Source organism: Cupriavidus sp. BIC8F (assembly GCF_032465815.1).
GTDB lineage: Bacteria > Pseudomonadota > Gammaproteobacteria > Burkholderiales > Burkholderiaceae > Cupriavidus > Cupriavidus necator.
Genome location: NZ_CP136095.1, coordinates 1,839,357 through 1,864,980, shown reverse-complemented (window position 1 = coordinate 1,864,980; position 25,624 = coordinate 1,839,357). Strand labels below are relative to the sequence as shown.

At 67.6% G+C, this 25,624-nt stretch carries 26 protein-coding genes, 1 pseudogene and 1 riboswitch; of the genes and pseudogenes, 13 read left to right on the top strand and 14 right to left on the bottom strand.

What is annotated here, in order from left to right; genetic code table 11:
• Positions 1-49: 49 nt before the first annotated feature.
• Together RS901_RS28620 and RS901_RS28615 are read right to left on the bottom strand one after the other, a co-directional pair.
• Entirely contained in the window at positions 50-1,417 is a 1,368-nt protein-coding gene (locus RS901_RS28620; protein ID WP_316153879.1) for an NTP/NDP exchange transporter, read from the bottom strand.
• Positions 1,418-1,429: 12 nt separating this feature from the next.
• On the bottom strand, positions 1,430-2,347 hold the full coding sequence (locus tag RS901_RS28615; RefSeq protein ID WP_316153878.1) for an aldo/keto reductase: 918 nt from the start codon (positions 2,345-2,347) through the stop codon (positions 1,430-1,432).
• An 89-nt stretch (positions 2,348-2,436) separates the two neighbouring features.
• Between RS901_RS28615 and RS901_RS28610 the strand changes: the two are divergent.
• Positions 2,437-2,709 (top strand): annotated as a pseudogene (locus tag RS901_RS28610) (ABC transporter ATP-binding protein); the annotation flags it as partial.
• 101 nt (positions 2,710-2,810) lie between these two features.
• On the opposite strand, the gene RS901_RS28605 reads toward RS901_RS28610, so the two are convergent.
• The 8 genes from RS901_RS28605 to RS901_RS28570 form a co-directional block, all read right to left on the bottom strand.
• Positions 2,811-3,191 (bottom strand): type II toxin-antitoxin system VapC family toxin, encoded by a 381-nt coding sequence (locus RS901_RS28605; RefSeq protein ID WP_316153877.1) that lies wholly within the window; start codon positions 3,189-3,191, stop codon positions 2,811-2,813.
• Positions 3,188-3,394, bottom strand: a complete 207-nt coding sequence (locus tag RS901_RS28600) for a type II toxin-antitoxin system VapB family antitoxin (protein WP_316153876.1) — start codon at positions 3,392-3,394, stop codon at positions 3,188-3,190. Before RS901_RS28600 ends, RS901_RS28605 begins: the two co-directional genes overlap by 4 nt.
• A 109-nt stretch (positions 3,395-3,503) precedes the next feature.
• The gene (locus RS901_RS28595) at positions 3,504-3,689 is read right to left on the bottom strand and encodes a DUF1484 family protein (protein ID WP_316153875.1); all 186 of its coding nucleotides are present in this window, start codon (positions 3,687-3,689) and stop codon (positions 3,504-3,506) included.
• Positions 3,690-3,785: 96 nt separating this feature from the next.
• Positions 3,786-4,088 carry a hypothetical protein gene (locus RS901_RS28590; RefSeq protein WP_316153874.1) on the bottom strand — a complete coding sequence of 101 codons (303 nt, stop codon included), beginning with the start codon at positions 4,086-4,088 and terminating at the stop codon, positions 3,786-3,788.
• 107 nt (positions 4,089-4,195) lie between these two features.
• Positions 4,196-5,557, bottom strand: a complete 1,362-nt coding sequence (locus RS901_RS28585) for a GntP family permease (protein ID WP_316153873.1) — start codon at positions 5,555-5,557, stop codon at positions 4,196-4,198.
• A 111-nt stretch (positions 5,558-5,668) separates the two neighbouring features.
• A complete protein-coding gene (locus tag RS901_RS28580; RefSeq protein WP_012355941.1) occupies positions 5,669-6,061 on the bottom strand; it encodes a RidA family protein in 393 nt (130 codons plus the stop codon).
• Between the two features lie 52 nt (positions 6,062-6,113).
• Entirely contained in the window at positions 6,114-7,586 is a 1,473-nt protein-coding gene (locus RS901_RS28575; protein ID WP_316153872.1) for a D-aminoacylase, read from the bottom strand.
• 2 nt (positions 7,587-7,588) lie between these two features.
• Entirely contained in the window at positions 7,589-8,494 is a 906-nt protein-coding gene (locus RS901_RS28570) for a MurR/RpiR family transcriptional regulator (RefSeq protein WP_316153871.1), read from the bottom strand.
• A gap of 224 nt (positions 8,495-8,718) precedes the next feature.
• Here RS901_RS28570 and RS901_RS28565 point away from each other — a divergent pair, with 224 nt between their 5' ends.
• From RS901_RS28565 to RS901_RS28555, 3 genes are all read left to right on the top strand, one after another.
• Positions 8,719-9,987 carry an amino acid deaminase gene (locus RS901_RS28565; protein ID WP_316153869.1) on the top strand — a complete coding sequence of 423 codons (1,269 nt, stop codon included), beginning with the start codon at positions 8,719-8,721 and terminating at the stop codon, positions 9,985-9,987.
• Between the two features lie 13 nt (positions 9,988-10,000).
• Positions 10,001-10,936, top strand: a complete 936-nt coding sequence (locus RS901_RS28560) for a sugar kinase (protein WP_316153868.1) — start codon at positions 10,001-10,003, stop codon at positions 10,934-10,936.
• A gap of 65 nt (positions 10,937-11,001) precedes the next feature.
• Entirely contained in the window at positions 11,002-11,646 is a 645-nt protein-coding gene (locus RS901_RS28555; RefSeq protein WP_316153867.1) for a bifunctional 4-hydroxy-2-oxoglutarate aldolase/2-dehydro-3-deoxy-phosphogluconate aldolase, read from the top strand.
• A 94-nt stretch (positions 11,647-11,740) separates the two neighbouring features.
• Here RS901_RS28555 and RS901_RS28550 read toward each other — a convergent pair whose 3' ends face one another.
• From RS901_RS28550 to RS901_RS28540, 3 genes are all read right to left on the bottom strand, one after another.
• Positions 11,741-11,872: an entericidin A/B family lipoprotein gene (locus RS901_RS28550; RefSeq protein WP_010814145.1), complete on the bottom strand. Its 132-nt coding sequence runs from the start codon at positions 11,870-11,872 to the stop codon at positions 11,741-11,743.
• Between the two features lie 144 nt (positions 11,873-12,016).
• Positions 12,017-13,336, bottom strand: a complete 1,320-nt coding sequence (locus RS901_RS28545) for a GGDEF domain-containing protein (RefSeq protein ID WP_316153866.1) — start codon at positions 13,334-13,336, stop codon at positions 12,017-12,019.
• Positions 13,337-13,652: 316 nt separating this feature from the next.
• Positions 13,653-14,966 carry a hemolysin family protein gene (locus tag RS901_RS28540; RefSeq protein WP_041228620.1) on the bottom strand — a complete coding sequence of 438 codons (1,314 nt, stop codon included), beginning with the start codon at positions 14,964-14,966 and terminating at the stop codon, positions 13,653-13,655.
• Positions 14,967-15,218: 252 nt separating this feature from the next.
• Between RS901_RS28540 and RS901_RS28535 the strand changes: the two genes are divergently transcribed.
• The 5 genes from RS901_RS28535 (at position 15,219) to RS901_RS28515 (ending at position 20,550) form a co-directional block, all read left to right on the top strand.
• Entirely contained in the window at positions 15,219-16,163 is a 945-nt protein-coding gene (locus RS901_RS28535) for a YncE family protein (protein WP_316153865.1), read from the top strand.
• Between the two features lie 84 nt (positions 16,164-16,247).
• Positions 16,248-17,585: an MFS transporter gene (locus RS901_RS28530; RefSeq protein WP_316153864.1), complete on the top strand. Its 1,338-nt coding sequence runs from the start codon at positions 16,248-16,250 to the stop codon at positions 17,583-17,585.
• Positions 17,582-18,532 carry an amidohydrolase family protein gene (locus RS901_RS28525; protein ID WP_316153863.1) on the top strand — a complete coding sequence of 317 codons (951 nt, stop codon included), beginning with the start codon at positions 17,582-17,584 and terminating at the stop codon, positions 18,530-18,532. The genes RS901_RS28530 and RS901_RS28525 overlap by 4 nt, the downstream gene beginning before the upstream one ends.
• Positions 18,533-18,630: 98 nt before the next feature.
• Entirely contained in the window at positions 18,631-19,620 is a 990-nt protein-coding gene (locus RS901_RS28520) for a LysR family transcriptional regulator (RefSeq protein ID WP_316153862.1), read from the top strand.
• Between the two features lie 36 nt (positions 19,621-19,656).
• Positions 19,657-20,550, top strand: coding sequence for a helix-turn-helix transcriptional regulator (locus RS901_RS28515; protein WP_316157313.1), 894 nt, complete (start codon positions 19,657-19,659; stop codon positions 20,548-20,550).
• On the opposite strand, the gene RS901_RS28510 is transcribed toward RS901_RS28515, so the two are convergent.
• A complete protein-coding gene (locus RS901_RS28510) occupies positions 20,525-21,064 on the bottom strand; it encodes an acyloxyacyl hydrolase (RefSeq protein WP_316153861.1) in 540 nt (179 codons plus the stop codon). The genes RS901_RS28515 and RS901_RS28510 overlap by 26 nt on opposite strands.
• A gap of 328 nt (positions 21,065-21,392) precedes the next feature.
• A riboswitch (FMN riboswitch) is annotated at positions 21,393-21,551 on the top strand.
• Between the two features lie 171 nt (positions 21,552-21,722).
• Here RS901_RS28510 and ribB point away from each other — a divergent pair.
• The 4 genes from ribB to RS901_RS28490 all read left to right on the top strand — a co-directional run bounded on the left by ribB (position 21,723) and on the right by RS901_RS28490 (position 25,612).
• Positions 21,723-22,406, top strand: coding sequence for a 3,4-dihydroxy-2-butanone-4-phosphate synthase (gene ribB, locus RS901_RS28505; RefSeq protein ID WP_316153860.1), 684 nt, complete (start codon positions 21,723-21,725; stop codon positions 22,404-22,406).
• 103 nt (positions 22,407-22,509) lie between these two features.
• A complete protein-coding gene (locus tag RS901_RS28500) occupies positions 22,510-23,097 on the top strand; it encodes a surface-adhesin E family protein (protein ID WP_316153858.1) in 588 nt (195 codons plus the stop codon).
• 175 nt (positions 23,098-23,272) lie between these two features.
• The gene (locus RS901_RS28495; protein ID WP_114133674.1) at positions 23,273-23,506 is read left to right on the top strand and encodes a hypothetical protein; all 234 of its coding nucleotides are present in this window, start codon (positions 23,273-23,275) and stop codon (positions 23,504-23,506) included.
• Between the two features lie 444 nt (positions 23,507-23,950).
• Positions 23,951-25,612 carry a mechanosensitive ion channel family protein gene (locus RS901_RS28490; protein ID WP_316153856.1) on the top strand — a complete coding sequence of 554 codons (1,662 nt, stop codon included), beginning with the start codon at positions 23,951-23,953 and terminating at the stop codon, positions 25,610-25,612.
• Positions 25,613-25,624 lie beyond the last annotated feature (12 nt).

Here is a 25,624-nt window from a genome sequence, read left to right as displayed (position 1 = left end):
TATGGCTTCGCAGACACAGCGTCAAGCGGGAAAACCCTTGTCCTGGGCATTAGCGTGCAGCGGTATTCCCCACGGCACGGCGCAGACTGGCATCCGGCGGGCCCAGCTGCCCCTCATGCCGCCGCCCCAGCCACCACCCCAATCCCGCCCACGCCAGCGCCAGCACTGCGCCAGCCAGGGCCACCGTGGCGGGATGGCCCGACAGCGCATCGATCCCCGTCTTGACCCACGCACTGACTGCATCGCCCGCACGGTAGACGGCGGTGTCGATCACGTTCTTGGCCTTGTACTTGGTCTCGGGATCGACCACGGTGAACAGCATCTCGCGCCCGGGACGCAGCAGCGCGTATTCGCCCACGCGCCGCAGGATCATCACGCCGGCCAGCACGCCGAAGGTCGGCAGCATCGCCAGTATGAGAAAGCCGCAGGTCACTGCCAGCGGCACCGCGGTCAGCAGCAGCGAGACGCCATAGCGGCGCGCCATGCGGCCGGTGAAGAAGAGCTGGACCAGGATGGTCAGCGCCTGCACGGTAGCATCCAGCGCGCTGAAGACCTGGGTCTGGCGGGTGCGTTCCGGGAAGGCGTCGGCCACCAGCCGCGCCTGCTCGAAATACAGGAAGGTGCTGGCCGTGGCCAGCAGGATCACGAACAGGCCGATGCCCAGCAGGTAGCGCGAACGCAGCAGCAGCGACAGCCCGGCCAGCAGCCTGCCGCCGATGGGGTTTGCCGGATCCTGCGCCGCGCCGGCCGGGGCTTCGCCCGGCTGCACCACGCCCGCGCCGGCGCGGCGGCGCCAGCCGAACAGCCAGCCCACGCCGGGCAGCGTGGCGGCCAGCAGCGCTGCCGACAGCAGCATCAGCCCGGTCAGGCCGATCTGCGGCACCAGCCAGCCGCCCAGCACGGGGCCGGCCAGCCCGCCCGCGCTGGCGCCGGCGGCCAGCAGTGCGAACAGACGGCGCGCCTGCTCGGGGCGGAACACATCGGCCATCAGGCTCCATGCCACAGACACCACGAACAGGTTGAACACCGACAGCCAGACGTAGAACACGCGCGCCAGCCAGACGTTGTCAGGCAGGGCGCGAGTGGCCAGCGCAAAGCCAAGCAGGTTGGCGACAAAGAAGGCGTACACCCAGGGCACGAAGCGGCGCCGCGGCAGCCACGCGCAGACCGCACCGTACAGCGGGATCGCGGCCAGCATCACGACAAAGGTGGCGGTGAACAGCCACTGCAGGTTCTTCACGCCGCCGGCAATGCCCATGGTCTCGCGCACTGGCCGCAGCATGAAATAGCTGGCGAACAGGCAGAAGAAGAACAGGAAGCCGGCCACCACGGCTCCGCCCTCGCCGGGGTGGATGCCGAAACCGCGCCGCAGCCGGGCCAGGCCACCGGCAGGCGGGTCGCGCGCGGGATTGTCCACGATCGATACGGCTCAGCGCAGCAGCGCGGCGATGCGCTCGCGCTGGCCGGGATCGGGCATGCGGCCCAGTCCGGCGCCAAGGTTGTCGGCCATGTTGCGCGGCTTGGAAGTGGCCGGGATCGCCGCGGTCACGGCGGGATGGCTGACAATGAACTTCAGGAACAGCTGGCCCCACGAGCCGCAGTCGATATCGCCGGCCCACGGCGGCAGCGGGCGGTCCTTGACGACGCGGAACAGGCGCCCGTCCTGGAATGGCCGGTTGACTAGCACCGCCACCCCGCGCGCTTCGCACAGCGGCAGCAGTGTGCGTTCGGCATTGCGCTCGGCCACTGAGTAGTTGATCTGGACAAAATCCACGCGCTCGCTGCGCACGATCTTCTCCAGCGCCTCGTGCGCGTCCTCGCGGTAATGGGTGATGCCCAGGTAGCGAATGCGGCCCTGTTCCTTCAGCTCGCGCAGCCAGCGCAGGTTGGCCTGCCAGTCGATCAGGTTGTGTATCTGCAGCAGGTCGATCTTGTCCACTTGCAGGTCGGCCATCGAGTGCGCCCATTGCGCCTGTGCGGGCGCGCCGGACTTGGCCGAGATCTTGGTGGCCAGGAACACCCGGCTGCGGGCATTGGCCGCGCGAAGCAGGTCGCCGGTCACGACTTCGGCGCTGCCGTAGCTGGGCGCGGTGTCGACGACCGAGCCTTCGCTCTGCAGCAGCAGGCCCATCACCTCCGCCAGCGGCTTGCGTTCATCGGCGCCGGTGCCGACGTTGAAGGTGTCGGCGGTGCCCATGCCGATCACGGGCAGGGCTTCGGTGGTGCCCGGGATGTTGCGGCGCAAGGGGGCGGCGACGGTGGCGGCATGGGCGGGCAGCACAGGGCCGAGGCCGGTAGCGGCCAGGCCGGCTGCCAGGCTGAGGAAGGAGCGGCGGTCGATCGACATGGGGTGGTTCCCGGCAGGTCACTGACTGGTTGACCTTAGGCTGCGGGCGGACCCTTGTAAACCGTTGCGTTGATCAGTTGCGCGGCAAACTGATGCTCAACCCGGTGCTGTTGCTGCTGGACGAACCGATGGAAGGCTTGGCGCCGATCATCGTGCAGGAACTGCAGCGGGTGATCCGGCAACTGATCGGCCAGTCGGACATGGCGGTGATCGTGGTGGAACAGAATGCGCGACTGGCACTGGCGATGACGCAGCGGGCGATGGTGCTGGACCGGCGAAGGGTGGTGCATGCGTCGGACGGCGCTGTGTTGCTGGCAGACAAGGCGCGGCTGGATGCGCTGATGAGTGTGGGCGGGGTATGACGTGGCCAAAAACCGTCGCGAACCTGGTGCAGGTTAACCTGCCGGTCGCTTTCAGCAGCCAGTGCTTCGTTGCTGAATAGAGTCGCCGCGCTTCACGTGACCTAGTGAAGCTTGGGTCGATGCGCCACACGAAAACGCACTGACAAGCCGTTGAGACGTTGGTCCAATGTCCACAGCCGTGCGCCTGGCGTAATCAAAGTGGAAGCCAGCAATGAGACATCCACCAGGCCGCAACCCAGTCCATGCAATTTCTCGTGCTCGATGAACGCCATTACCTCTGCCAGGCTCGCCTGCCTTGCGGGCTGCAACAGCCCGATGTCACCGAGTGTCCGCGCACGCGGTGCCGGGGGCGTCCCGCAGGCTAGTTCAACCAGGACCATGGGGTGGGTCAGTGCTTGATCCGACACGAGCAAACTGACCAGTGCGTCATTGCGGTTCTTGAAATGGTCCACCCACACAGAGGTGTCGACGAGCACGCTCATTTCGATTCGGGTTCCATGCGGCTACGTGGCACATCTTCCATGTCGGGAGCGGTGCCACCCAGCGCAGCGAGCCGCTTGGCTGCTTGCACCCGCACGAAAGTCTTGATTGCCTCACGAAAAAGATCAGATTTGTCCATGCCAGGGTCGGCCATCTCTAGTGCTTGTTCATACAGGGCGTCGTCGATAGTGACGGTCGTGCGCATAGCTGCTCCTTGCCTCATATTTGATGTCATCTTGCATCAAAAAAATCATCTAGGCAAGGTTGCCCGCAGGATGGTGTGACGGTGACTGCCCCGTCATGCCACCGGGCCGCTACAGCATCCGCTCCCGTTCGGCCAGCAGTCCATCAAGCTGCGCCTTCACCCTGCCAAGCAGGCAAAGCGCGCTGAAGCAGCCCTCCGAGCGTTCGCTTTCGTGATCCATAAGTACGAGAACTCCGTCAATACCAGCGCGAACCTGCTGCAGGCATTCGTTAGTCATTTCATCGATCGTTGTCATTGATTCCCCACTAGTGAATGCGCGCCAGTCATTTCCACATGAGGGCGGCGGGCCAGACAGCGAGGGTGGAAAGACCGGTCTAAGGTGGGGAACCGGTCAGCCTTGCGGCTGCCTCGCCCGGCCCGCCAGGGAACCAACTTGGTTCATGCGAGCACACAGGCGTTGCCCGCTGTAAGCGCAACGCCTGTCCACCTTAAACATCCGGGCTTTCCACACCCGATCATCGGTGATCCGATGACGCCACCAGTATTTGCTGTCGGTGCCGGGGAATCGATGAGAGATGTCGCATTTCCAGGGCGGGCGAAGTTTGAATCCATGCAGCGGATCCAGGAATCGCTGACTCTTGAAAATGCGCGTGCAGCTTTCGTAGACCGCGCCCATGCCGTCGAAGGCAGCCACGGCCATGAAGCTGGGACGGCCCGTGCAGGCAAGCCAATCCCGGTTGACACCGGGGCCTGCCGGGGCCGCCTGGCGCGCCCCCGGGGTGGGGGCGCGGGAGGAAACGCTCAGATCAGCGTGGCCAGGCCCAGCGTCAGCAGCAGTGCCACCACGGAGATGATGGTTTCGCAGACCGACCAGGTCTGGAAGGTCTGGGTCACGGTCATGTTGAAGTACTCCTTGACCAGCCAGAAGCCGCCGTCGTTCACGTGCGACAGGATCAGCGAGCCGGCGCCGGTGGTCAGCACCAGCAGTTCCGGGCGGGTGCCCGGCACGCTGGCGGCGATCGGCGCGACGATGCCCGCGGCGGTGGTCATGGCCACCGTGGCCGAGCCCGTGGCGATGCGGATCATCACCGCCACCAGCCAGCCCAGCACCAGCACCGACACGTTGGCGCCGGTGGCGACGTCGACGATGGCGTTGGAGATGCCCGAGTCGCGCAGGATGCGGCCAAAGCCGCCGCCGGCACCGACCACCAGCGTGATGATGGCGGTGGGCGCCACGCACTCGTTGGTGAACTTGAGGATGGTCTCGCGGTTGAAGCCGCGCGCCTTGCCGAAGGTGTAGAAGCTCACCAGCGCGGCAATCAGCAGCGCCATCACCGAGTTGCCGATCAGCTTCAGGAAGTCATTGGCAAAGGTCTTGGGCGTGGCGATGAGGTCTGCCCAGCTGCCGATCAGCATCAGGATCACGGGCAGCAGGATGGTGAACACCGTGATGCCGAAGCCCGGCAATTCATGCGATGCCTTGACGCGCTCATCCTCTTCGGTGAACTGGTCCGCCAGCGGGTTGACCTCGGGCAGCTTGACGTAGCGGTCCATCAGCCTGGCGAACAGCGGGCCAGCGAGGGCTGCCGTGGGAATCCCAACGATCAGCGCGTACATGATGGTCTTGCCGATGTCGGCGCCATAGGCGGTCACCGCCAGCAGCGCGGCCGGGTGCGGCGGGATCAGGCCGTGCACCACGGACAGGCCGGCCACCATCGGGATGCCGACCAGCACCATCGACGTGCCGGTGCGCTTGGCCACGTTGAAGGCGATCGGCACCAGCAGCACGAAGCCCACCTCGAAGAACACCGGCAGGCCGACGATAAAGGCGATGGTGGCCATCGCCCAATGCACGTTCTTCGCGCCGAAGAAATCGATCAGTGTGTTCGCGATGCGCTCGGCGCCGCCGGATTCGGCCATCATCTTGCCGAGCATGGTGCCCAGGCCCACCACCAGCGCGATATGGCCGAGGGTGCCGCCGACACCGGCTTCAAAGGACTTGACGATGTCGCCCATCGGCATGCCCACGGCAAAGCCGAGCAGCACCGAAACGACCACCAGGGTAATGAAGGGGTTGAGCTTGAAGCGCGCGATCAGCACCACCAGTGCGATCACTGCGATCAGCGCATACACCAAGAGCGTGGTTCCGGTGACGGCACCCATATTGTCTCCTTGTGTGGAAAAAAGGCCGCTTGTGGCGGCAGGGGTTAGTTTTTAGTTTTTCCCCTCTCCCGCGGTTGGGAGAGGGGAGTACGCAATCCGCAGGCAGCAGGCTCAGGCCGCCGGCTTCTTGTAGGCGATGCAGTCCACTTCGACCTTGCAGTCCACCACCATGCTCGACTGCACGCAGGCGCGCGCGGGCGGGTTGGCGCCGAAGTATTCCTTGAAGATCTTGTTGAACGAGGCGAAGTCGCGCGTGTCGTCCAGCCATACGCCGCAGCGCACGACGTGCTCGGGGCCGTAGCCGGCCTCGGCCAGGATGGCCAGCACGTTCTTGATGGCCTGGTGGGTCTGGGGCACGATGCCGCCGTCGATGACCTCGCCGTTGACCATCGGCACCTGGCCGGAGACATAGAGCCAGCCATCGGCCGCAACCGCGCGGGCAAAGGGCATGTGCTGGCCGCCGGTACCGGTGCCGCCTTCGACGCCGAATCGTTTGATGTCCATGGGTACTCCTGGGATGTGTTGGATATGGGAAGGAAGGAGGGCAGCGCGCCGGTCAGGCGGCGCCGAACTCAGGCCGCGAGCCTCGCGGCAGGAACCGGCCGGCGCGCACGCCGGTGGTCTGGCGCTGCTGCCATGACAGCTCGCCGTTGACCCAGACCGCGGCAATGCCCTCGGCCGGTTGCATGGGATCGGTAAAGCTGGCCGCATCGCGGATGGTGGTGGCGTCGAACAGCACCAGGTCGGCCCAGTAGCCTTCGCGCACGAAGCCGCGCTCATGCAGCCCGAAGCGCTCGGCGGACATGCCGGTCATCTTGTTGACGGCCACCGTGAGCGGGAACAGCTCGCGGTCGCGGGCGTAGTGGCCCAGCACGCGCGGGAAGGCGCCCCACAGGCGTGGATGCGGCAGCGGGTCGTTGGGCAGCCCGTCCGAGCCGACCACCGTGGCCGGATGGCTCAGGATGCGGTCGACGTCGGCGTCTTCCATGCAGTGGTAGACCGCGCCCGCGGGCATCAGCCGGCGCGCGGCTTCGTGCAGGTCGACCTGCCATTCGGCGGCGATGTCGGCCAGCAGGCGGCCGCTCATTTCGGGCGCGCCTTCGGACCAGGTCACCATGATGTCGAAGTCGCTGGTGACCTGCTTCAGGTCCAGCGTGGAGGAACTGGCGGTGTAGGGGTAGCAGTCGCAGCCCACCGGCTGCCAGCGCTGCGCGCCGTCGAGCGCGTCCAGCACCTCGGTGCTGCGGCCCCAGTTGGCCACGCCCGCGCATTTCAGGTGCGAGATCACCACCGGCACGCGCGCATGGCGGCCGATGCGGAAGGCCTCGTCCATGGCGTCGAGGATCTCGGCAAACTCGCTGCGCAGGTGGGTGGCGTAGAGCGCGCCGGCCTTGGCCAGCGGTTCGGCCAGCGCCAGCACCTCATCGGTCGGCGCGCTGAAGGCGTTGGCGTAGGCCAGGCCCGTGGACAGTCCCAACGCGCCGTGCTGCAGCGCTTCTTCCAGCTGCGCGCGCATTGCCGCGATTTCTTCCGGCGTGGCGGCGCGGTCAAAGCGGTCCATATGGTTGCTGCGCAGCGCGGTATGGCCGACCAGCGCGGCAACGTTGACCGCGGGCTGCGCGGCTTCCACCGCATCGACGTAGCTTTTGAAATCCGGGTAGCGGAAGGCGTCGGCATGGCCGAGCAGGTTCATCGGGTCGGGCGGCTCGCCCGCCAGTGTCACCGGCGCGGCGCTGATGCCGCAGTTGCCGACCACCACCGTGGTCACGCCCTGCGACAGCTTGGGCGTCATCTCGGGCTGGCGCACCACGTTGGTGTCGTCGTGCGTATGCACGTCGATAAAGCCCGGTGCAAGGACCAGGCCGTCGCCTTCGACAACATGCGAGGCGGCGTCTGGATCGATCGCGCCGGCTTCATCGATGCGGGCGATGCGGCCGTCGCGCAGGGCCACGTCGGCCAGGCGCGCGGCGGCGCCGGAGCCGTCGATCAGGGTGACGCAGCGGATCAGGGTATCGAACAGGTGTGGCATGGTCAGTCTCCCAGCGGCTGGCGGCTGTCAGGGCCCCTGGCGGGGGCACTTTCACCGCGGTGGGTGTCCAGCACGTACTTGAGCCGGCGCAGTCGCTCCTTGCTCTGGTCCGGCTGCAACAGCGCGCATTGTGTGGCCAGCACGTCCAGCACCATCAGCATGGCGTAGCGCGATGCCGACGGCTTGAAAATGAAATCCGTCTCCAGCGTGCGCACGGGCAGCAGCACGTCGGCACGCGCGGCCAGCGGCGAGCCCAGCGCGGTCACGGCCACCAGGCGGGCACCGTACTCGCGCGCGATATCGCAGCTGGCCAGCATCTCCGGCACGCGGCCGCTGGCCGAGAAGGCCAGCACCACGTCGTCGCGGCCCAGCGTGGCCGCCACCATCTTCTGCAGCAGGGCGTCCTGGTAGCTCGCCACCGGCTGGCCCAGGCGCGCCAGGCGATGGCGCGCCTCGTCGGCCATGAACGACGAGCCGCCGCCCATGCCAAAAGCGTAGACCATGCGTGCGCCAAGCAACAGGCGCGCGGCCTGTTCGATGCGCTTCGCATCCATCATGCCGCGGTTGACTTCCAGTGCGGTGAGGATGTCGGCGTGGATGCTGTCAGCGAGCGTGGCCGGGGCGGCTTCGCCAGCCGGAACACTGCCGGGCTGCAGGAAGCGCGCACCCACCGCGGTGGCCTGGGCCAGGCGCAGCTTCAGGTCGCGCACGTCGCGGCAGCCGATGGCCTTGGCAAAGCGCGTCACGCTGGCCTCGCTGACGCCGGCCTTGCGCGCCAGCTCATTGATGCTGGCGGCGGCCGCGCCGGCCAGGTCTTCCAGCACCACCTGCGCCACCTTTTGCTCGGCCAGGCGCAGCGCGGGGCCGCGCTCGGCGATGCGGGTCAGGATGTCGAAGGGCGCGGTCATGGGCGGCAGGTCTGGTCGGAAGACGGGTCGGATCGAAATGTGACGGAGGCGGCAGTGCCCGCGGGCAGGGGCTATAACTGTGATTGGCGCACGTGGCGGGTGCCAATCGCGTTGTCCCGGCTAGCCCTTCCGGGCATCTGCGTGTTACTTTATAACAAGGATGAAATATCTTATTTTCAGGGCTATCATTACGTCAATCAGATTTTTTCAGGATGATGACAAGCATGCGTGAAATAAAGTATCAGGCCGGCGTGATCGATCCGCTCAACAAGGCGCTGGGCCGGATGGAAGCCCCGATCGCCCCGGATGCGGCCGGCCAGACCGGCTGGAACCTGTTGCAGGAAGAGTTGAGCCTGCCGGCCGCGGTGCTCTATGAAGACCGGCTTGCGCACAACCTGGAATGGATGCGCCGCTTCATGAACGAATACGGCGTGCAGCTTGCGCCGCATGGCAAGACCACCATGGCGCCCAAGCTGTTTGCGCGCCAGCTTGGCGCCGGCGCGTGGGGCATCACGCTGGCCACCGCGCACCAGACCGCGGCCGCGCATGCGCACGGCGTCAAGCGCGTACTGATGGCCAACCAGCTGGTGGGCCGGCGCAATATGGAAATCATCGCTGACCTGCTGCGCGATCCGGATTTCGAATTCTTCGCGCTGGTGGACTCGGCCGCGCTGGTCGACCAGCTCGGCAAGTACTTCCAGGAGCGCGGCCAGAAGCTGCAGGTGCTGCTGGAACTGGGCGTGGAAGGCGGGCGCACCGGCGTGCGCGACGATGCGCAGCAGCAGGCCGTGCTGGTCGCGCTGGCGCGCTGGCCGCAGGCGCTGTCGCTGGCCGGCGTCGAGATCTATGAAGGCGTGCTCAAGGAAGAAGCCGATATCCGCAAGTTCCTGCAGCGCACCGTGGCGGTGACGCGGCAGCTGGCACGGGAAGGCCGCTTCGGCCGCAGCCCGGTGGTGATGTCGGGCGCGGGCTCGGCCTGGTACGACGTGGTGGCCGAGGAATTCGCGCGCACCGAGATCGGCGCGCCGATCGACATCGTGCTGCGCCCGGGCTGCTACCTGACGCATGACGTGGGCATCTACCGCGCCGCGCAGCAACGCATCCTGGCCAGCAACCCGGTCGCGCAGAAGATGCGCGAGGGCCTGCTGCCGGCGCTGCAGCTGTGGGCCTATGTGCAGTCGATCCCCGAGCCGGACCGCGTCATCATCGGCATGGGCAAGCGCGATGCGGCCTTCGACGCCGGCATGCCGATCCCGGCACGGCTGTACCGGCCCGGCACCGAGGCGCCGGTGGACGTGCCAGCGCACTGGGAGGTCACCGGCATGATGGACCAGCACGCCTACCTGCAGGTCAAGCCGGGCGACGACGTGCAGGTTGGCGACATGATCGCCTTCGATATCTCGCACCCGTGCCTGACCTTCGACAAGTGGCGCCATATCCCGGTGCTGGACCGCGACATGCGCGTGATCGACATCGTGCAAACCTTCTTCTGAGGCAGGCAGCCCCATGAGCATCGACATCCTGGCCTACGGCGAACCGCTGGTGGAGTTCAACCAGCAGCCCGACGATCCGTCGCGCTACCTGCAAGGCTTTGGCGGCGACACTTCCAACTTCTGCATTGCGGCTGCGCGCCAGGGCGCCAGCACCGGCTACATCTGCGCGGTCGGCGCCGACACCTTCGGCGAGCGCCTGCGCGCGCTATGGACGCAGGAGCGGGTCGATACCCGCCACGTGCGCATCGACCCGAGCGCGCCCACCGGGGTCTACTTTGTCTCGCACGACAACCACGGCCACCGCTTCGACTACCTGCGCGAAGGCTCTGCCGCCAGCCGCTACCAGCACGAGCATCTGCCGCTGGGTGCGATCGCCGCGGCGCGCTACCTGCACCTGTCGGGCATCAGCCTGGCCATCAGCACCAGCGCCTGCGATGCCGGGCTGGACGCGATGGAGCATGCGCGCAAGGCCGGCACCAAGGTCACGCTGGACACCAACCTGCGGCTGCGGCTGTGGTCGCTGGCGCGCGCGCGCGGCATCATGCGCGAGGCCCTCATGCTGACCGATGTGTGCCTGCCCAGCTGGGATGACATCACCGTGCTGACCGGGCTGGACGACCGCGACGCCATCGTCGACTACCTGCTGGGCTGCGGCATCGGCCTGGTCGCGCTGAAGCTGGGCGAAGAGGGCTCCTATGTGGCCACGCCCGAGTCGCGCGCGCTGGTGCCGCCTTATCCAGTCAAGCCGATCGATGCCACCGGCGCCGGCGACTGCTTCGGCGGCAGCTTTGTCGCGCGCCTGGCCGCGGGTGCCGATCCGTTCGAGGCGGCGCGCTATGCCAATGTGGCCGCGGCGCTGTCGACCACCGGCTACGGCGCGGTGGCGCCGATCCCCGACGCCCAGACCGTGCTAGGCCGGCTGGCGCAGTCGGTGTCGGTGATCGCGTGACCCCGTAGGCCTGAACTCCTGCTTTTCTGAAACCCTGCTTCTGCACTCCCTACTCTGAGACAGCCATGCAAAACCAGACTTCCCCGCTGCTTCAACGCCTTGCCGATGTGCCGGTGATCCCGGTGCTGGAATTCCACTCGGTCGACGAGGCCCTGCACGTCAGCGAGGCACTGGTCACCGGCGGCTTGCCGCTGCTTGAAATCACGCTGCGTACGCCGGTGGCGCTGGAAGCGATCAGGGCCGTGGCGGCAGCCTTGCCGCAGGCCTGTGTCGGTGCCGGCACCGTGCTGAACGTCGAGCAGCTGCACGCCGTACGCGATGCGGGCGCGCAGTTTGCCGTCTCGCCCGGCCTGACCCCGGCGCTGGCCGAGGGCGCGCAGGGCGCGGGCATCTCGCTGCTGCCAGGCGTGGCCACGGCCAGTGAGGCGATGGCGGCGCTGGAAGCCGGTTTCACCTTCCTCAAGTTCTTCCCGGCGCAGGCCGCGGGCGGCGTGCCGATGCTGAAGTCGCTGGGCGGGCCGCTGCCGCAGCTGCGCTTCTGCCCGACCGGTGGCATCGACGCCGCGCTGGCGCCGACCTACCTGGCGCTGCCCAACGTGGTGTGCGTGGGCGGTTCGTGGGTGGTGCCCAAGGACGCCGTCGCCAGCGGCGACTGGAGCCGCATCCGCACGCTGGCCGAGCAGGCCAGGGCGCTGCGCAGCAAGGGCTGAGCACCGGCAGCGCAAATGAAAACGGCACGCCGCATGGCGTGCCGTTTTCATTTTCGACGCGGTCCGGGCCGCATCAGACTTTGGGGCTGGCGGCTTACTTGTGACGGTCCGCCGAGCTTTCAAGCTTCTGGCCACCGCGCTGAATGTCCTGGCCGAGCCCCGCCATCGTGTTGCAGCCAGCCAACAGGGTGGCAAACAAAACGCACCAGATCCAACCTTTCTTCACGCCGGGCTCCTTTCGAGGATTTCAAGAATCGAGAGATTCAGGGATTGAGGGATTTGCGCTGATTTTACCGCTGCTGTGAGCCGGTTTGACATCTGGTATGTGCCAATTTGTAAATCGTGCAACGGCCGCAACGCCAGCCGCCTCTCAGGCGTGCGGCGCCAGCAGCTCCCGGGCGCGTTGCTGGATTGCCGCATGGGTCTGTAGCAGCCAGGTCGCGGGGAATGGCTGCGCCAGCAGGTAACCCTGCACGCTGTGGCAGCCCCAGGCACGCACCGCCTCAAGCTGCTGGCGCGTCTCGATTCCCTTGGCGCAGACCGACACGCCGGCGCCCCGGGCCAGCCGGCAGGCGGCGCGCAGGCTGTCGGCACGGTTGGCGGAATCGCCGGGCCGGGGTGCATGGCCCAGCCGGCGCGCGTCCAGCGTGACGCTGTCCGGGTGCAGCGCCGCCAGCAACTGGCGGCAGCCCGGGCTGTCGTCGAAATCGCCAAGCGTCAGTTGCAGCCCGCGCCGGCGCAGGGCGGCAAAGCGGGCAATGATGTCGGCGTCGGCCGGCACCGCGCTGGCCGACACTTCGATGCACAGGCGGTCCGGTGCGATGCCGCCTGCGTCGATGGCCTGGGCCAGTGCCTCCACCATCTGCGGGCGGTGCAGCTGGGCGCTGGAGGCCAGCAGGGTGAATTGCAGCGGGGCCACGTTTTCGGCGGCGCGTACCAGCGGCAGCACGCTTTCCAGCAGCCAGCTGCCAATCCGGCCGACCAGCCCCAGCGACTCCACCGCCGGCAGGAAATCCTGCGGCGCCACCCGCCCGAGCGCCGGATGATGCCAGCGCAGCCGCACGGTGTAGCCGCTGACCACGGCGCTGGCGAAGTTGGCGCGCGGCTGCAGTTGCAGGCTCAGTTCGCCGCGCTCCAGTGCGTCGGGCAGGGCTGCCAGCAGGGGCGCGATCGGCGGCGCGGCGGGCTTGTCGGCGCGCGCCAGGCCGTCGCCCCCGCGTCGATCGACCCGCAGCATGGCGTCCAGGGCCTGCTGCAGGCTGCGTTCCGCCGGGATGTCCGGATGGTCGGTGGCCACGCCGATGCTGCACGAAATAAACAGTTCGAAGCCCTCCAGCGCGAACGGCCGGGACAGGTCGTCGGCGAGCCGGCTGGCGACCGGGCCGGGGTCGGGCACGCCGTCAGGCAGCGCGGTAATGACCACCAGGTCTGCCGCCGCCATCCAGTGCATGATGGCGCCGGGCGGCAGCAGGCAGGCGATGCGTGCCTGCACGATGGCCTGCAGCCTGGCCGCGCGCCGGGGCCCCAGGGTTTCGCAGGCGCTGGCAAAGCGGTCCAGGCGGATAGAAAGGATCGTCGCTGGCTGCCCGGTGCCGGAGCGGCGTGCCGCAAGCGCGGACACCAGGGCGGACGGCTGCATCGCGCCAGGCGCGCCCGCGGCCGCGGCGATGTCATCAGCATCAGGATGCATGGATGGTCTTGCGGGCCGCCTGTTGATGGCCGTGCGATGCCCGCGTCTCCCCGGTATCAGATTTGGTCGTTCGGCTGGCCGCTGGGGCGGCCGCCGGCGCTTGTCGTCAGGCCCTGGTGATTCATGCCTGCCACGGCCGCATGCGGGCCGCACAGGCCGATCATAAGCGAAGGGGGAGGGGCGGAACATTGCAAATTGCGCCAAGGTGACTTGGTCGCAACCTGCAACTTGATGTGGATCAAGATGGCCGTCATCGGCAGTGATCCTGGATTGATGCCGCCGCCGGAATCCGGCAGCGGCGGATTGGCTGGCCTGATCAGCCGGTGGTTTCTTCCTCGGGCCCTTCCTGCGGGGGCAGGCGCGCGGCCAGCACCTTGTCGATGCGTTTGCCGTCCATGTCGACGATCTCGAAGCGCCAGTCGCCCCATTGCACGCTGTCGGCGATCTGCGGCAGGCGGCCCAGCAGCAGGAGCAGCATGCCGGACAGGGTGTGGTAGCGCTCTTTTTCTTCCTCCGGCACCTGGCGCAGGCCGATGCGGTCCTTCAGTTCCGGGATCGGGATCAGACCGTCGAGCAGCCACGAGCCGTCGTCGCGCTGCACCGCCCATTCCTCGCCGGCGGCGTCGGCCTTGAATTCGCCGGTGATGGCCTCGATCAGGTCCTGCAGCGTGACCAGGCCCAGCACTTCGCCGTATTCGTCGATGACAAAGGCCATCTGGCCGCCGGAGCCGCGGAAATTCTCCAGCAGCTCCATGCCGGTCACGCTCTCGGGCACGAACACCGCCGGCTGCGCCGCGGCTTTCAGGTCGGCTTCCTCGCCGCGCAGCCGGCGTGCCAGCAGCTGGCGCGCGCTGACCACGCCGATGATGTCGTGCATGCCGCCGCGCACAACCGGAAAGCGCGAGTGGTCGGATTCTTCGATGCGGTGCAGGTTTTCATCCAGCGTCTCCTCCACGTCCAGGTACACGACATCGCCGCGCGGCACCATCAGCGAAGCCAGTTGGCGGTCGTCCAGCCGGAACACGTTGCGCACCATGGTGTGCTCGTGCTGCTCGATCACGCCGGCCTCGGAGCCCTCGACCAGCAGTGCGTGGATTTCTTCCTCGGTCACGCCCGGGCCGCGATCGACCTTGGTGCCCAGCATCCGCAGCACCAGCCGCGTGGAGCTGGACAGCAGCTTGACGAACGGGGTGGAGGCCACGGCCAGCCAGCCGATCGGGCGCGCGACCAGCCGCGCGATCGCTTCCGGGGCCATCTGGCCCAGGCGCTTGGGCACCAGTTCTCCCAGCACGATGGAAAAATAGGTCAGGCCGGCCACGACGATGGCGGTCGCCACATAGCCGGACGTGTTCGGCGACAAGCCGAAGCCTTGCAGCCAGAGGCCCAGCGGCTGCGCCAGCGTGGATTCGCCGACCACGCCATTGAGCACGCCGATCGACGTGATGCCGATCTGCACCGTGGACAGGAAGCGCGTGGGGTCCTCGCCCAGCTGGACCGCGGCAATCGCGCCGCGGTCACCGTTCTCGATCTGGCGCTGCAGACGTGCCTTACGGGCCGTGACCAGCGCGATCTCGGACATCGCGAACAGGCCGTTGAGCAGAATCAGCGCCAGTAGTATGGCAATTTCCATCAGGGTACGCGCCCTTTGCGTGTGAGTTGAAAGCACCAAGCATACCATCCGCGCATGACGACACGGCGCCGGGCAGCCTGGCAATGGTGGCGGCTGCTCCGGTCGCTTAGCGATAACCAGCGGAGATAGCTCGATGCCTAATATTCAATAGATAGTTATCGTTGGCCGCGCCAAACTCCTGTCCGTGGCACTACCTGTGCCCCCTTACGAAAAGCCTGGATCCGACAGGCGTGCGAATCACAAGGAGACAGAATGGACAACCGATGGACGGCCGTGCTGGTGGAGAAATTCGGCCATAGCTTCAGCGCCTACGAACTGGTTGGCGGCGAGCGCCGCTTCAGCGTGCAGTTGCCGGACTATCCCCATGAATTCGTGGTGGACCGCGAGCGCCTGTGCGGCTACGTCGGCCACTATGGTGTGCAGACCTTCGCACATGCCGGCGACGGCGGCGCCGCGGTGATTGCGGTCGACCTGATGCGCGGCACAGTCGGGGCACGGCTGGATTGCTCGCCCTATCACCGCATCCATGGCCTGCAGATCGACCGGCAAGGGCGCGTCTACGCGCTGAGCGAGCGCGACAATATGCTGCTCGTGTTCGAGGCGCCACTAGAGCGCCCGGTGCCGGACCGCGCGGTGCCGGCGGGCGGGGTCAAGAGCCATCTGTTTGTGTTGTCGGCCGATGGCGAGCGTGCCTACGTGACCAACCTGCTGTCGCATACCGTGACACTGGTGCACCCGTACGACGCCACCCGCGCTCCGCGCGCAGCGTACGCCGGCAGGCGCCCCGAGGGCTGCTGCCTGAGTCGCGACGAAGCGGCGCTCTACGTCGCCAGCCGCGATGATCACAGTCTTACCCGGCTGGACGCGCGCACGATGGAAACCGTGCGCACAGTGCCGACCGGCGAGGACCCCACCCGCATCTACTGGTCGCCGGACAACCACCTGTTCGTGCTCAACTACGGCGAGCGCAGCATCCGCATTTTCGACCCCGACACGCTCGCAGAGACCGGTCGGGTCGATACCGGCGCCAAGCCGATCGCGCTCGCCTTCCATCCGGCTGACCCGAGCCGCGCCTATGTCGCGCTCAACGACCACACCGTCGGCCAGCTTGACCTGCCTGGCCTGACCTTGCGCCATGCCTTCACCACCGGCAAGGAACCGGACGGTCTTGCCATCCTGGCTTTGCCGCCGCGGTAGCCAGCGGGCGTTTCAACCGACAAGGCCGCGAAGGCAGCGCAGATGCCGGCGGCTGATACCCAGAAATCCATACGGAGACAGAGTATGAAAGGCTTGGACCAAGCCGGCGCCGGCACGTCCGTCGCCATCGACGCGACACCTCTCACCGGTGCGCCCAGCATCCCCGCCCAGCGCTGGTGGCGCATCATCCCGCCGATCCTGATGGTCTGCATCGTCTCGTACATGGATCGCGTCAATATCGCTTTCGCGATGCCGGGCGGGATGGGCGACGCGCTCGGTATCGGTGCCAGCATGGCCGGCCTGGCCGGCGGCATTTTCTTTGTCGGCTATCTGTTCCTGCAGATTCCCGGCGGCAAGCTGGCCGTGCGCGGCAGCGGGCGCAATTTCATCGCCTGGTCGATGCTGGCCTGGGCCGTCATTTCCGTGCTGACCGGACTGGTGCGCAACGAGGCGGAACTGCTGATTCTGCGCTTTGCGCTCGGGGTGGCCGAGGGCGGCATGCTGCCAGTGGTGCTGACCATGGTCGGCAACTGGTTTCCCGACCACGAGCGCGGACGAGCCAACGCCCTGGTGATCTTGTTCGTGCCAATCGCCGGCATCATCACCGCGCCGCTGTCGGGCCTGGTGATCGCGGCGCTCGACTGGCGCTGGCTGTTCATCGTGGAAGGCCTGATTTCGCTGGCCTGCCTCGGCGTGTGGTGGAAGCTGGCCTGTGACCGGCCGGAGCAGGCGCGCTGGATTTCCGCCGAAGAGAAGGCTTATCTGCTGGCCCGCCTGCGCGAGGAAGAGCAGCAGGCAGCCGTGGCTGGCGCGAACGTGGGGCAGGGCGCGGGCAGCACGCGGGCGGTGTTGGCTCACATCCTGTCGCAGGATGTGATCTGGCGCCTGATCGCCGTCAATTTTCTCTATCAGATGGGGATCTACGGCTATACGCTGTGGCTGCCCACCATCCTGAAGGGCCTGACAGGAGGCGGAATGGGGCAGGTCGGCATGCTGGCTGTGCTGCCCTACCTGGGTACCATGGCCGGCATCCTCGCGATGTCTTCGCTGTCCGACCGCACCGGCCGGCGCAAGGCCTTCGTGGTCTGGCCGCTGCTGGGTTTCGCCGCCTGCCTGGCCGGTTCGGTCTGGTGGCACGACAACACCTGGGTGTCCTATGGCTTGCTGGTCGGCAGCGGCTTCTTCCTGCAGTCCGCCGCGGGGGTGTTCTGGACCCTGCCGCCGCGGTTGCTGGCCGCCGAGCACGCAGGTGTTGCGCGCGGCGTGATCAATGCGCTCGGCAACCTGGGCGGATTCTGCGGTCCCTATGCGGCTGGCGTGCTGATCGAGCGCGTCGGCGCGGGCGCCGGTGTCTACTTGCTGGTCGCCGCGCTGGTGCTGGCTGGCGCCCTGGCTGCCACGTTGCCGAGGCGGTGCCGATGAACCGGGCAACAACTGGCGCGCTGCCCGCAGGCCTGGCCATCGTCGACGCCCACCACCACCTGTGGCAACTCGGGCGCGGCCGCTATCCCTGGCTGCAGGACGAATACCGGCCGCAGACCTTCTTTCTCGGCGACTACGAGACTCTGCGCCGCGATTACCTGGAGGCGCAGTACGCGCATGACACCAGCGTCGTCACCGTGCTGGCCAGCGTGCACATAGAAGCCGAACGCGACCGCCGCGAAGCCATTGACGAGACCGCGTGGCTGCACCGGCAGGCCTGGCGCCCCGGGATGGCTGCCGCGGTGGTGGCCTATGCACCGTTCGGGACCCCTGGGTGCGCCGAACTGCTGGCGCGCCAGGCTGGCTTCGCGCGGGTCAGGGGGATCCGGTGCAAACCGCTGACGGCGTTGGCGCCGGGCGAGTCAGTAGCCGGGCGCCCCGGGTCGATGCAGGACCAGGACTGGCTGGATGACCTGGCGCGGCTGGAGCGCCACGGCCTGTCGTGGGACCTGCGGGTACCGTTCTGGCATTTGCGCGAGGCGGCGCAGGTGGCGGCCGCCTTGCCGGGCGTGCCGATCGCGCTCAATCACGCAGGCCTGCCGCTGGATCGCTCGGAGGAGGGCCTGGCTAGCTGGCGCGCCGGCATGGAGGCGTTGGCTGCCTGCGCCAATGTGTCGGTCAAGCTGTCGGAGTTCGGGCTGGCCGGCGGGCGCTGGGATGCGCAGGGCAACCGCCGCATCGTGCGCGAGGTGCTGGCGATTTTCGGACATGAGCGGGCGATGTTCGGCAGCAACCTGCCGGTCTCGGGCCTGAGCGCGGACTTCGGTACGATCCTCGGCACGGTTTGCGAGGCGCTGCCAGATCCCGTGGCCAGGCAGCGCGTGCTGGTTGGCAATGCGGCGAGGTTCTATCGCATCTGTGCTCCCAAGCCGTTCGAGCTAGCCTGAGCAAGGTTGTTCTCGCACTCAGCGGGAGAGGAGCGTCAGCGGCGATGGCGCATGCTATAAAGCCCGATCTTCGCCGAAGATCACCCTGAGCGGCCACCATGCCAGACCTCCCCGCCACACTGTCCAGCGCCTCCACCCTGCGCAAACGCCTGCACATGCGGCATCTGCGCCTGGCCCTTGCGCTGGCCGAACACCGTTCGCTGCGGCGCGCCGCCGCGCAGATGTCGCTATCGCAGCCGGCTGTCACCAAGGCCCTGCACGAACTCGAGAGCGTGGTCGGCACGCTGCTGTTTACGCGCCATGCGCGCGGCATCGAGCCGACGGTATTCGGCGAGGCGCTGATCCGCTACGCGCGCGTGGTGCTGGCCGACCTGGATGCCCTGCATGATGAATTTGCCGCCATCGCCGCGGGAGAGGTGGGCAAGGTGCGGCTCGGCTCGATCCTGGCCCCGGTGCCTTCGGTGCTGTCCGGCGTCATCAATGCGCTCAAGGCGCGCTTTCCGCATTTGCATATCCTGATGCAGGTCGATACCAGCGACGTGCTGGTGCAGGCCCTGCGGCAGGATGCGCTGGACGTGGTGATCGGGCGCATTCCGGAAGGTGCGATGGCCGACGATCTCGCCTTTGAGCCATTGTTCGAGGAGTCGCTGGCCATCGTGGCGCGTGCCGGCCATCCGCAGGCAGGCAAGCGCAGCGTCAAGCTGGCCGCCCTGGCTGGCTATCCCTGGATCATCCCGCCGGCGGCCGTGCCGATGTGGCAGATCATCGACCAGACCTTCCGCGACAACCGCGTGCCGCTGCCGGAAGACATCATCGAGACCTCGTCAATCATGGGCACGCTGCCGCTGCTGGCGGACAGCGACCGCATTGCCGTCGTGCCGGGCGCCATCGCGGAGTACTTCGCCGCCCTCGGCGCACTGGCGGTCCTGCCGGTGCCGATGCGAGGGCGGCTGGTGCCCTATGGGATTGTGCTGCGCCGGCGGCGGGCCGCGACGCCGGCCATGCGCCTGCTGATCGACGCGGTGCGGGCGGCGGGGCCCGGCGCTCCGCAGGCGGTGACTGAATTGGAGCCATTACCTGCCAGGTAATGGTCATACGCCGCGGCGCATGCTGTAATGCATGCCATGGACACGCTGACCCCAGCCTCCGAGGCCACCCTCGACTTCCCCGGCCTGCTGCGCTACTGGCGAGGCAAGCGCGGCTACAGCCAGCTGGCGTTGTCGCTGGCGGCCGGAGTCTCGCAGCGCCACATTTCCTTCCTGGAATCCGGCCGCGCCCGCCCCAGCCGTGAAATGGTGCTGGCGCTGGCCGAGCGCCTGGGCGTGCCGCTGCGCCAGCGCAACCGGCTGCTGCTGGCCGGCGGCTTTGCACCGGCCTACAGCGAACACGCGCTGGCTTCGCCGCCGCTGCAGATGGTGCAGCAGGCGATCGCGCTGATCCTGGCCAAGCAGGAGCCGTACCCGGCCGTGGTGCTGGACCGCTTCTGGAACCTGGTGGATGCCAACCCGGCCTACCGGCGCATGCTCGATACCCTGCTGGGCGGGCGCGCGCCGGCATCGCTAACGGAAGGCAGTCACAGGATCAACCTGATGCTGACCGTGTTTGATCCGGAGGGCCTGTGGCCGGTGATCGAGAACGCGCGCCAGGTCGGGCGCTACCTGTTGCGGCGCGTGTGGCAGGAGCTGCAGGTGCAGGCCCACGACCAGACCGCGCGCGAGATCTTCGGGCGCATCGCCGCCTGGCATCCTGACATGGTGGGGCCGGGCGGCATGCTGCTGCGCGAGGACGACGGCACCGATGGCCCGCCGGCGCCATTGCTGCCGGTGGTGCTGCATGCGGGCGCGTTCCGCGCGTCGCTGTTCTCGACCCTGACCACGCTCGGCATTCCACAGGACATCACGCTGCAGGAGCTGCGCATCGAATGCTTTTTCCCGGCCGACGACGCCACCCGCACCCTGTTTGAAACGCAGGGCGCGCCGCAGCGGCCGGCGCTCAGAAGTGGTAGCGCAGGTAAATGACGTGGAAGGTGGTGCCAGGATTGGGCTGCTTGATGCCGGCGTTGGACAGGTGCTGGAAGCGGTAGCCCGCGGTAAAGCGCCGGTCCTTGCCGACCGTCAGGCCGATCCCGGCGTAGTCCGAGAACTGGAAGGCGGTGGCAATGTTGTGCTCGGCCGAAGTGTGCGTGCTGGTCAGCAGGCGCGGCCCGACCGACAGCTCAAGGAAGGGCACCCAGGTGTGGCGCCACCATGCGATCCGCACCACCGGCGAGGCACCGAACTCCCATAGGTCGTTAGGTTGGTTGTCGCTGCTGCTGCGCCAGCGCGCAACGTTGACCTCCCATTGCAGGTCGACCTGCCAGCCTTGTGGATTGCCCCACGCAAAGCCCGAATCCCACAACATGGCGACCTCCGCCTTCTGCACGTCGTTGTTATTGTCGAAGCCGTAGCCAATCTGCACGGCAGGCGCGGCGCGCGCCGTCGTTCCCAGGCACAAGGGCAGGGCAAGCAGGCCCGCGGCGACGGTGCGGCGCACCCGCTGTTGCCACGCACGCCGGCAGGGCGGGGGCGGATGGCAGGCGGAACTACTCACATGGCGGTCTTGTCTGGCTTCTTGTTCGAGTCGGCGCATGGGAAGCACGGATGAAGAGGTGCTGCGTTGTTGTCCGGCAAGGTATGAGGTGGCCGCCACTGCGGGAACCGCTTGCACATGCGCTGCCTCCCTTCCTTATTTGTAGTACACGGGAAGGCACCTTGCGATGGTCGGACATGGCCGAACGTGGGTGAGCGCCCGCGCGAAGAAAAAAACAACAATCGTGCTAACATGCGCTGGCCGGTGCCGGCTACATGGCCGCACCGGTTCGTTACGTCTTCAGGGCGGGGTGAAAGTCCCCACCGGCGGTATGCCGCGGCGCGCAGTGCGTGTCCGGCGAGCCCGCGAGCGCTCGCATTCCCGTGCGAGGTCAGCAGACCTGGTGAGAGGCCAGGGCCGACGGTCATAGTCCGGATGAAAGAAGATGGACGGAGCTTGCCCGCGCGACCTGGCGCCTTGCCCGGCCTGGCGGTTTGCTGTTGCCTTGCGCCGCGCGCAGGGCGCGGCTGTTCGTGCGCGCGCTTCCGGCGCGGCGTGCGGCGCTGCGGCTCCGTTGATCCTTCCCCTGGAACGCCCATTGATGCTGAACAAGGAGCGTTTCATGTCTAGCCTTTCCACCGAAGCTGTTGCACCCGAGGTGTCCGCGGATCCTGCCGCCGATGCCGACCCCCGTTCCCTGGCCGCGCGCATCGCGCAGGCGCTGGACGCCATGCGCGAAGGCCGCCCGGTCGTGCTGCTCGACGATGACGACCGCGAGAACGAGGCCGACCTGATCCTGGCCGCGGAACGCCTGACCAACGCCAACATGGCGATGATGATCCGCGAATGCAGCGGCATCGTCTGCCTGTGCCTGACCGAAGACAAGGTGCGCAGCCTCGGCCTGCGGCCGATGGTCGAGCACAACCGCAGCCAGTACGGCACCGCCTTCACGGTATCGATCGAAGCCCGCGAAGGCGTCAGCACGGGTGTCAGCGCCGCGGATCGCATCACCACCATCCGCGCCGCCATCGCCGGGGATGCGGGCACCGATGCCGTGGTCAGCCCGGGCCATGTGTTTCCGCTGGTGGCGCGCGACGGCGGCGTGCTGGTGCGCCGCGGCCATACCGAGGGCTCGGTCGACCTGGCCCGCATGGCAGGCCTGTCGCCTGCCGCGGTGCTGTGCGAACTGATGAACCCGGATGGCACCATGGCACGCCGGCCAGAGGCGCTGGCCTTTGCCGAGATGTACCAGTTGCCGGTGCTGACCATCGAGGACCTGGTAGCCTGGCGGCGCCTGCACGACTGAAAAGTCGCCGCCTGCACGCATCCCGGCATGCAAACGCGCCGGGATGCGTGCTTCCTGTGCGACAATGCGGATCGCTTTTTCCCGTCTATATGAGGGCAATTCCATGATGTTCCGCATTTTTAGGCAGGCAGCCTCGTTTGCTGGCTGCCTGCTCGGACTGGCCGCACCGCTGGCGCATGCCGAAGGCAGCGCCGCGCCGGCACCGTCCCCCGTTCCCTCCAGCACCACCCGCCCGGCTGCCGCCGCTGGCCTGTACGAGTGCCAGGTCGCCGGCACCGGCACGGTATTCCGGTCCACGCCCAGGGAAGGCTGCCGGCTGGTCGCGGCACCCGATCCCGCCGCCCCCGATCCGCAGCGATGGCTTCCCCTGATGGGTGCCAATGGCGTGGTTTCCTATTTCGACCAGTCCGCGGTGCGCCGCCAGGGCACCGAAGTCGGCGTGGTGGTGATGCGCAACTCACCGTCGGGCGTGATCCGCACCGCCAGCGGCGAGCCGATCCGCTCGTCGCTCAAGCGCATGGTGCTGAACTGCGCCACGTCCATGTTCGCCGTGGTCGAGCAGACGCTCTACAGCAAGCGCTTTGCGCGCGGCGACTCGCTCTATACGATCCGCGCGCCGCAGTACGGCACCTTCCAGGTTGCCGGCCCCGGCACGATTGCCGCGGAGTTGCTGCGCAAGCTGTGCAGGTAAGCCTGGCGGCGACCGGCGATCCACGGCTCCCTATCCATCTCCCTATCAGGGTTTGTCCCGGTCAACGGCGCGCGAACCTTCCTCGTTGATGCTGGTGACAGGGCGCGAGCCAGAAGCGCCAGTCATGGCAGGCATCCCTGCCATACCTATCCGCAGGGCAAACGAGGAGACGGAAATGAAGAAATGGATCGTCATGCTGTCGATGGCAATGTTTGGTGCGGGCGCGATGGCGCAGACGCCTGCGACTCCGGCGACGCCTGCCACCCCGGCCACGCCGGCGGCAGCGTCGACTGACAAGGCCGCGCCGGCCAAGGCAGACAGCAGCAAGGCCAAGGCCAAGAAGACCAGCACCAAGAAGAAGAGCCACGCGCCTGCGGCCAAGGATCCGACGAAGAACAAAGGCGCCTGAGCGCGCTGACGATGGCGGCGGGCGCACGGCTCCCCGGCAAGCGGGGATGCAGGCTGCGTCCGTGACTGCCATGCCGCCACGCAAATAATGGCCGGCCGTGCCTGCATGGCGCGGACCCGCCGCGCGCAGGACAGCCCTGCGGCACGCGTTGCGTGTCTTCCGGGGGGATAAAGCCGGGCATGTCGGGCGGATCGCAACAGGAGGCTTCGGCCTCCTTTTTTTCGTCCGCTGCCGCAAGCGGCGGCCGCCGCGCCGGCTTTGCGCCTGCGCCGCCGCACGCTATGCTTGCGGGCATCGTACCGGGCAGGGCGTGGAGCCCTCGCGCCGGCGCAGGCGAACTCGGACGGGAGCGGTCTTATGGCAACGCTAGCGGTGTGGCGGCGGTGGCGGCGATTGACGGCATTCTGGATGGCGGGACTAGGCTGGGTGATAGGCGCGCTGTGGATGCAAGCCAGCCTGGCCGCGCCGGCGTCCGAGGCCGCGGCCGCGGCCGTGCAGGTTCCAATTGCCGTGCGCAGCGGGGCCGCGGTCGAGTTGCGCCTGATGGACCGGCCCATCACCACCATGCGCGCCGAGATTGCGGGTGCCACCCCGGCCATGCGCGTCTCGCGCGTGCAACTGGTGTTCAACGACCTGACGGAAAGCGAGCTGGCACTGCCGCTCGGACAGGTCAGCGGCACGTTCGGCGACGCGCCGATGGTCGCCTTCCGGCTGGGCGATCGGCTCTTGTTCGCGCTGACCTCGCAAGACCTCTCCCCGGAGGACCACCTTACGCTTGAAGCGGCCGCAACGCGTACCACCGCGGGCCTGCGCCAGGCCATTACCGCACGGCGCGCGCACCTGCACTGGCCCAACCTGCTGCACGGTGCCGCGCTGAGCCTGCTTGGCCTGGCCGTGCTGGCCGCGCTGACATGGGGCGTGGCGCGAGCCGGCGTGGCCCTGCGCGCCCGCCTGCACGTGGCACTGGAGCGGCACCTGGCGCAGCGCGTTGGCGGCCAGTTCGACTGGACCGGCGCGCTCTACCAGCTGGTTGCCCGCGTCGTGCAGATCCTGGCGATCGGGCTGGTGCTGGTGCTGGCCTTTGCCTGGCTGGAGTTTGCGCTCGAGCAGTTTCCGCTGACCCAGCCCATGGGCGACCGCATGGGCGTCTTTATCGTCGGCTTGCTGTCGCAGATCGCGCTGTCGATGGTGTCGTCGGTGCCGGGCCTGGTCACTGTGGCGGTGATCCTGCTGATTACCCGCGCGGTGCAGCGGCTGGTGTCGAACATCTTCAAGGCGGTGCAGAAAGGCCAGATCACGGTGCCCGGCATGCATCCGGAGACGGCAGGCGCCACGCGGCGGCTGGCGGCGGTGGTGATCTGGGCGCTGGGTTTCACCTTTGCCTACCCCTACATCCCGGGCTCGGAGAGCGATGTCTTCAAGGGGCTGTCAGTGCTGCTCGGCTTCATGGTGACGCTGGGATCGGCCAATGTGGTCAACCAGCTGATGAGCGGCATGGTGGTGGTGTATTCGCGGGCGCTGCGGCGCGGCGACATGGTCTGCATCGGCGATACGGTGGGCACCGTGGCCTCGCTGGACGCGCTCTCGGTGAAGGTGATCAACCTGCGCAATGAAGAGGTGACGCTGCCCAACGCGGTGGTGGTCGGCAGTGCCATCCACAACTACACCCGCCACGGCAGCGTGCGTGATCCGCACGCGCAGGAAGGCTGGCAGGCTGCGCTGATCTCGACCTCGGTCACGATCGGCTACGACACGCCCTGGCGGCAGGTCCATGCGATGCTGCTGGCAGCCGCTGCCGAGGCGGCACATATTGCGCCGTCGCCGACGCCATTCGTGCTGCAGCGGGGGCTGTCCGACTTCTACGTCGAGTACGAATTGTTCTGCGCGCTGGACCATCCGCGCAATCGCTTCTACGCGCTGTCGGCCCTGCACGCGGCGATCCAGGACCAGTTCAACACCCACGGCGTGCAGATCATGTCGCCGCATTTCATGGCGCAGCCGGACAAGACTGTCTACGTGCCCGGGACCAAGTGGTACGAGGAACCAGGGTCGCCGCAGGTCGATCCGGCAGCGCGGCCGCATCGCGCGCCGTCGCGCGCGGCATGAACGATGGCTGCG

Bases quoted from the DNA above. Each gene is read 5' to 3' on its own strand.
- RS901_RS28615 (WP_316153878.1), bottom strand. From the start codon at position 2,347: ATGTCGATCGACCGCCGCTCCTTCCTCAGCCTGGCAGCCGGCCTGGCC.
- RS901_RS28605 (WP_316153877.1), bottom strand. From the start codon at position 3,191: ATGAGCGTGCTCGTCGACACCTCTGTGTGGGTGGACCATTTCAAGAAC.
- RS901_RS28600 (WP_316153876.1), bottom strand. From the start codon at position 3,394: ATGCGCACGACCGTCACTATCGACGACGCCCTGTATGAACAAGCACTA.
- RS901_RS28595 (WP_316153875.1), bottom strand. From the start codon at position 3,689: ATGACAACGATCGATGAAATGACTAACGAATGCCTGCAGCAGGTTCGC.
- RS901_RS28585 (WP_316153873.1), bottom strand. From the start codon at position 5,557: ATGGGTGCCGTCACCGGAACCACGCTCTTGGTGTATGCGCTGATCGCA.
- RS901_RS28580 (WP_012355941.1), bottom strand. From the start codon at position 6,061: ATGGACATCAAACGATTCGGCGTCGAAGGCGGCACCGGTACCGGCGGC.
- RS901_RS28575 (WP_316153872.1), bottom strand. From the start codon at position 7,586: ATGCCACACCTGTTCGATACCCTGATCCGCTGCGTCACCCTGATCGAC.
- RS901_RS28570 (WP_316153871.1), bottom strand. From the start codon at position 8,494: ATGACCGCGCCCTTCGACATCCTGACCCGCATCGCCGAGCGCGGCCCC.
- RS901_RS28565 (WP_316153869.1), top strand. From the start codon at position 8,719: ATGCGTGAAATAAAGTATCAGGCCGGCGTGATCGATCCGCTCAACAAG.
- RS901_RS28560 (WP_316153868.1), top strand. From the start codon at position 10,001: ATGAGCATCGACATCCTGGCCTACGGCGAACCGCTGGTGGAGTTCAAC.
- RS901_RS28555 (WP_316153867.1), top strand. From the start codon at position 11,002: ATGCAAAACCAGACTTCCCCGCTGCTTCAACGCCTTGCCGATGTGCCG.
- RS901_RS28545 (WP_316153866.1), bottom strand. From the start codon at position 13,336: ATGCATCCTGATGCTGATGACATCGCCGCGGCCGCGGGCGCGCCTGGC.
- RS901_RS28540 (WP_041228620.1), bottom strand. From the start codon at position 14,966: ATGGAAATTGCCATACTACTGGCGCTGATTCTGCTCAACGGCCTGTTC.
- RS901_RS28535 (WP_316153865.1), top strand. From the start codon at position 15,219: ATGGACAACCGATGGACGGCCGTGCTGGTGGAGAAATTCGGCCATAGC.
- RS901_RS28530 (WP_316153864.1), top strand. From the start codon at position 16,248: ATGAAAGGCTTGGACCAAGCCGGCGCCGGCACGTCCGTCGCCATCGAC.
- RS901_RS28525 (WP_316153863.1), top strand. From the start codon at position 17,582: ATGAACCGGGCAACAACTGGCGCGCTGCCCGCAGGCCTGGCCATCGTC.
- RS901_RS28520 (WP_316153862.1), top strand. From the start codon at position 18,631: ATGCCAGACCTCCCCGCCACACTGTCCAGCGCCTCCACCCTGCGCAAA.
- RS901_RS28515 (WP_316157313.1), top strand. From the start codon at position 19,657: ATGGACACGCTGACCCCAGCCTCCGAGGCCACCCTCGACTTCCCCGGC.
- ribB (WP_316153860.1), top strand. From the start codon at position 21,723: ATGTCTAGCCTTTCCACCGAAGCTGTTGCACCCGAGGTGTCCGCGGAT.
- RS901_RS28500 (WP_316153858.1), top strand. From the start codon at position 22,510: ATGATGTTCCGCATTTTTAGGCAGGCAGCCTCGTTTGCTGGCTGCCTG.
- RS901_RS28495 (WP_114133674.1), top strand. From the start codon at position 23,273: ATGAAGAAATGGATCGTCATGCTGTCGATGGCAATGTTTGGTGCGGGC.
- RS901_RS28490 (WP_316153856.1), top strand. From the start codon at position 23,951: ATGCAAGCCAGCCTGGCCGCGCCGGCGTCCGAGGCCGCGGCCGCGGCC.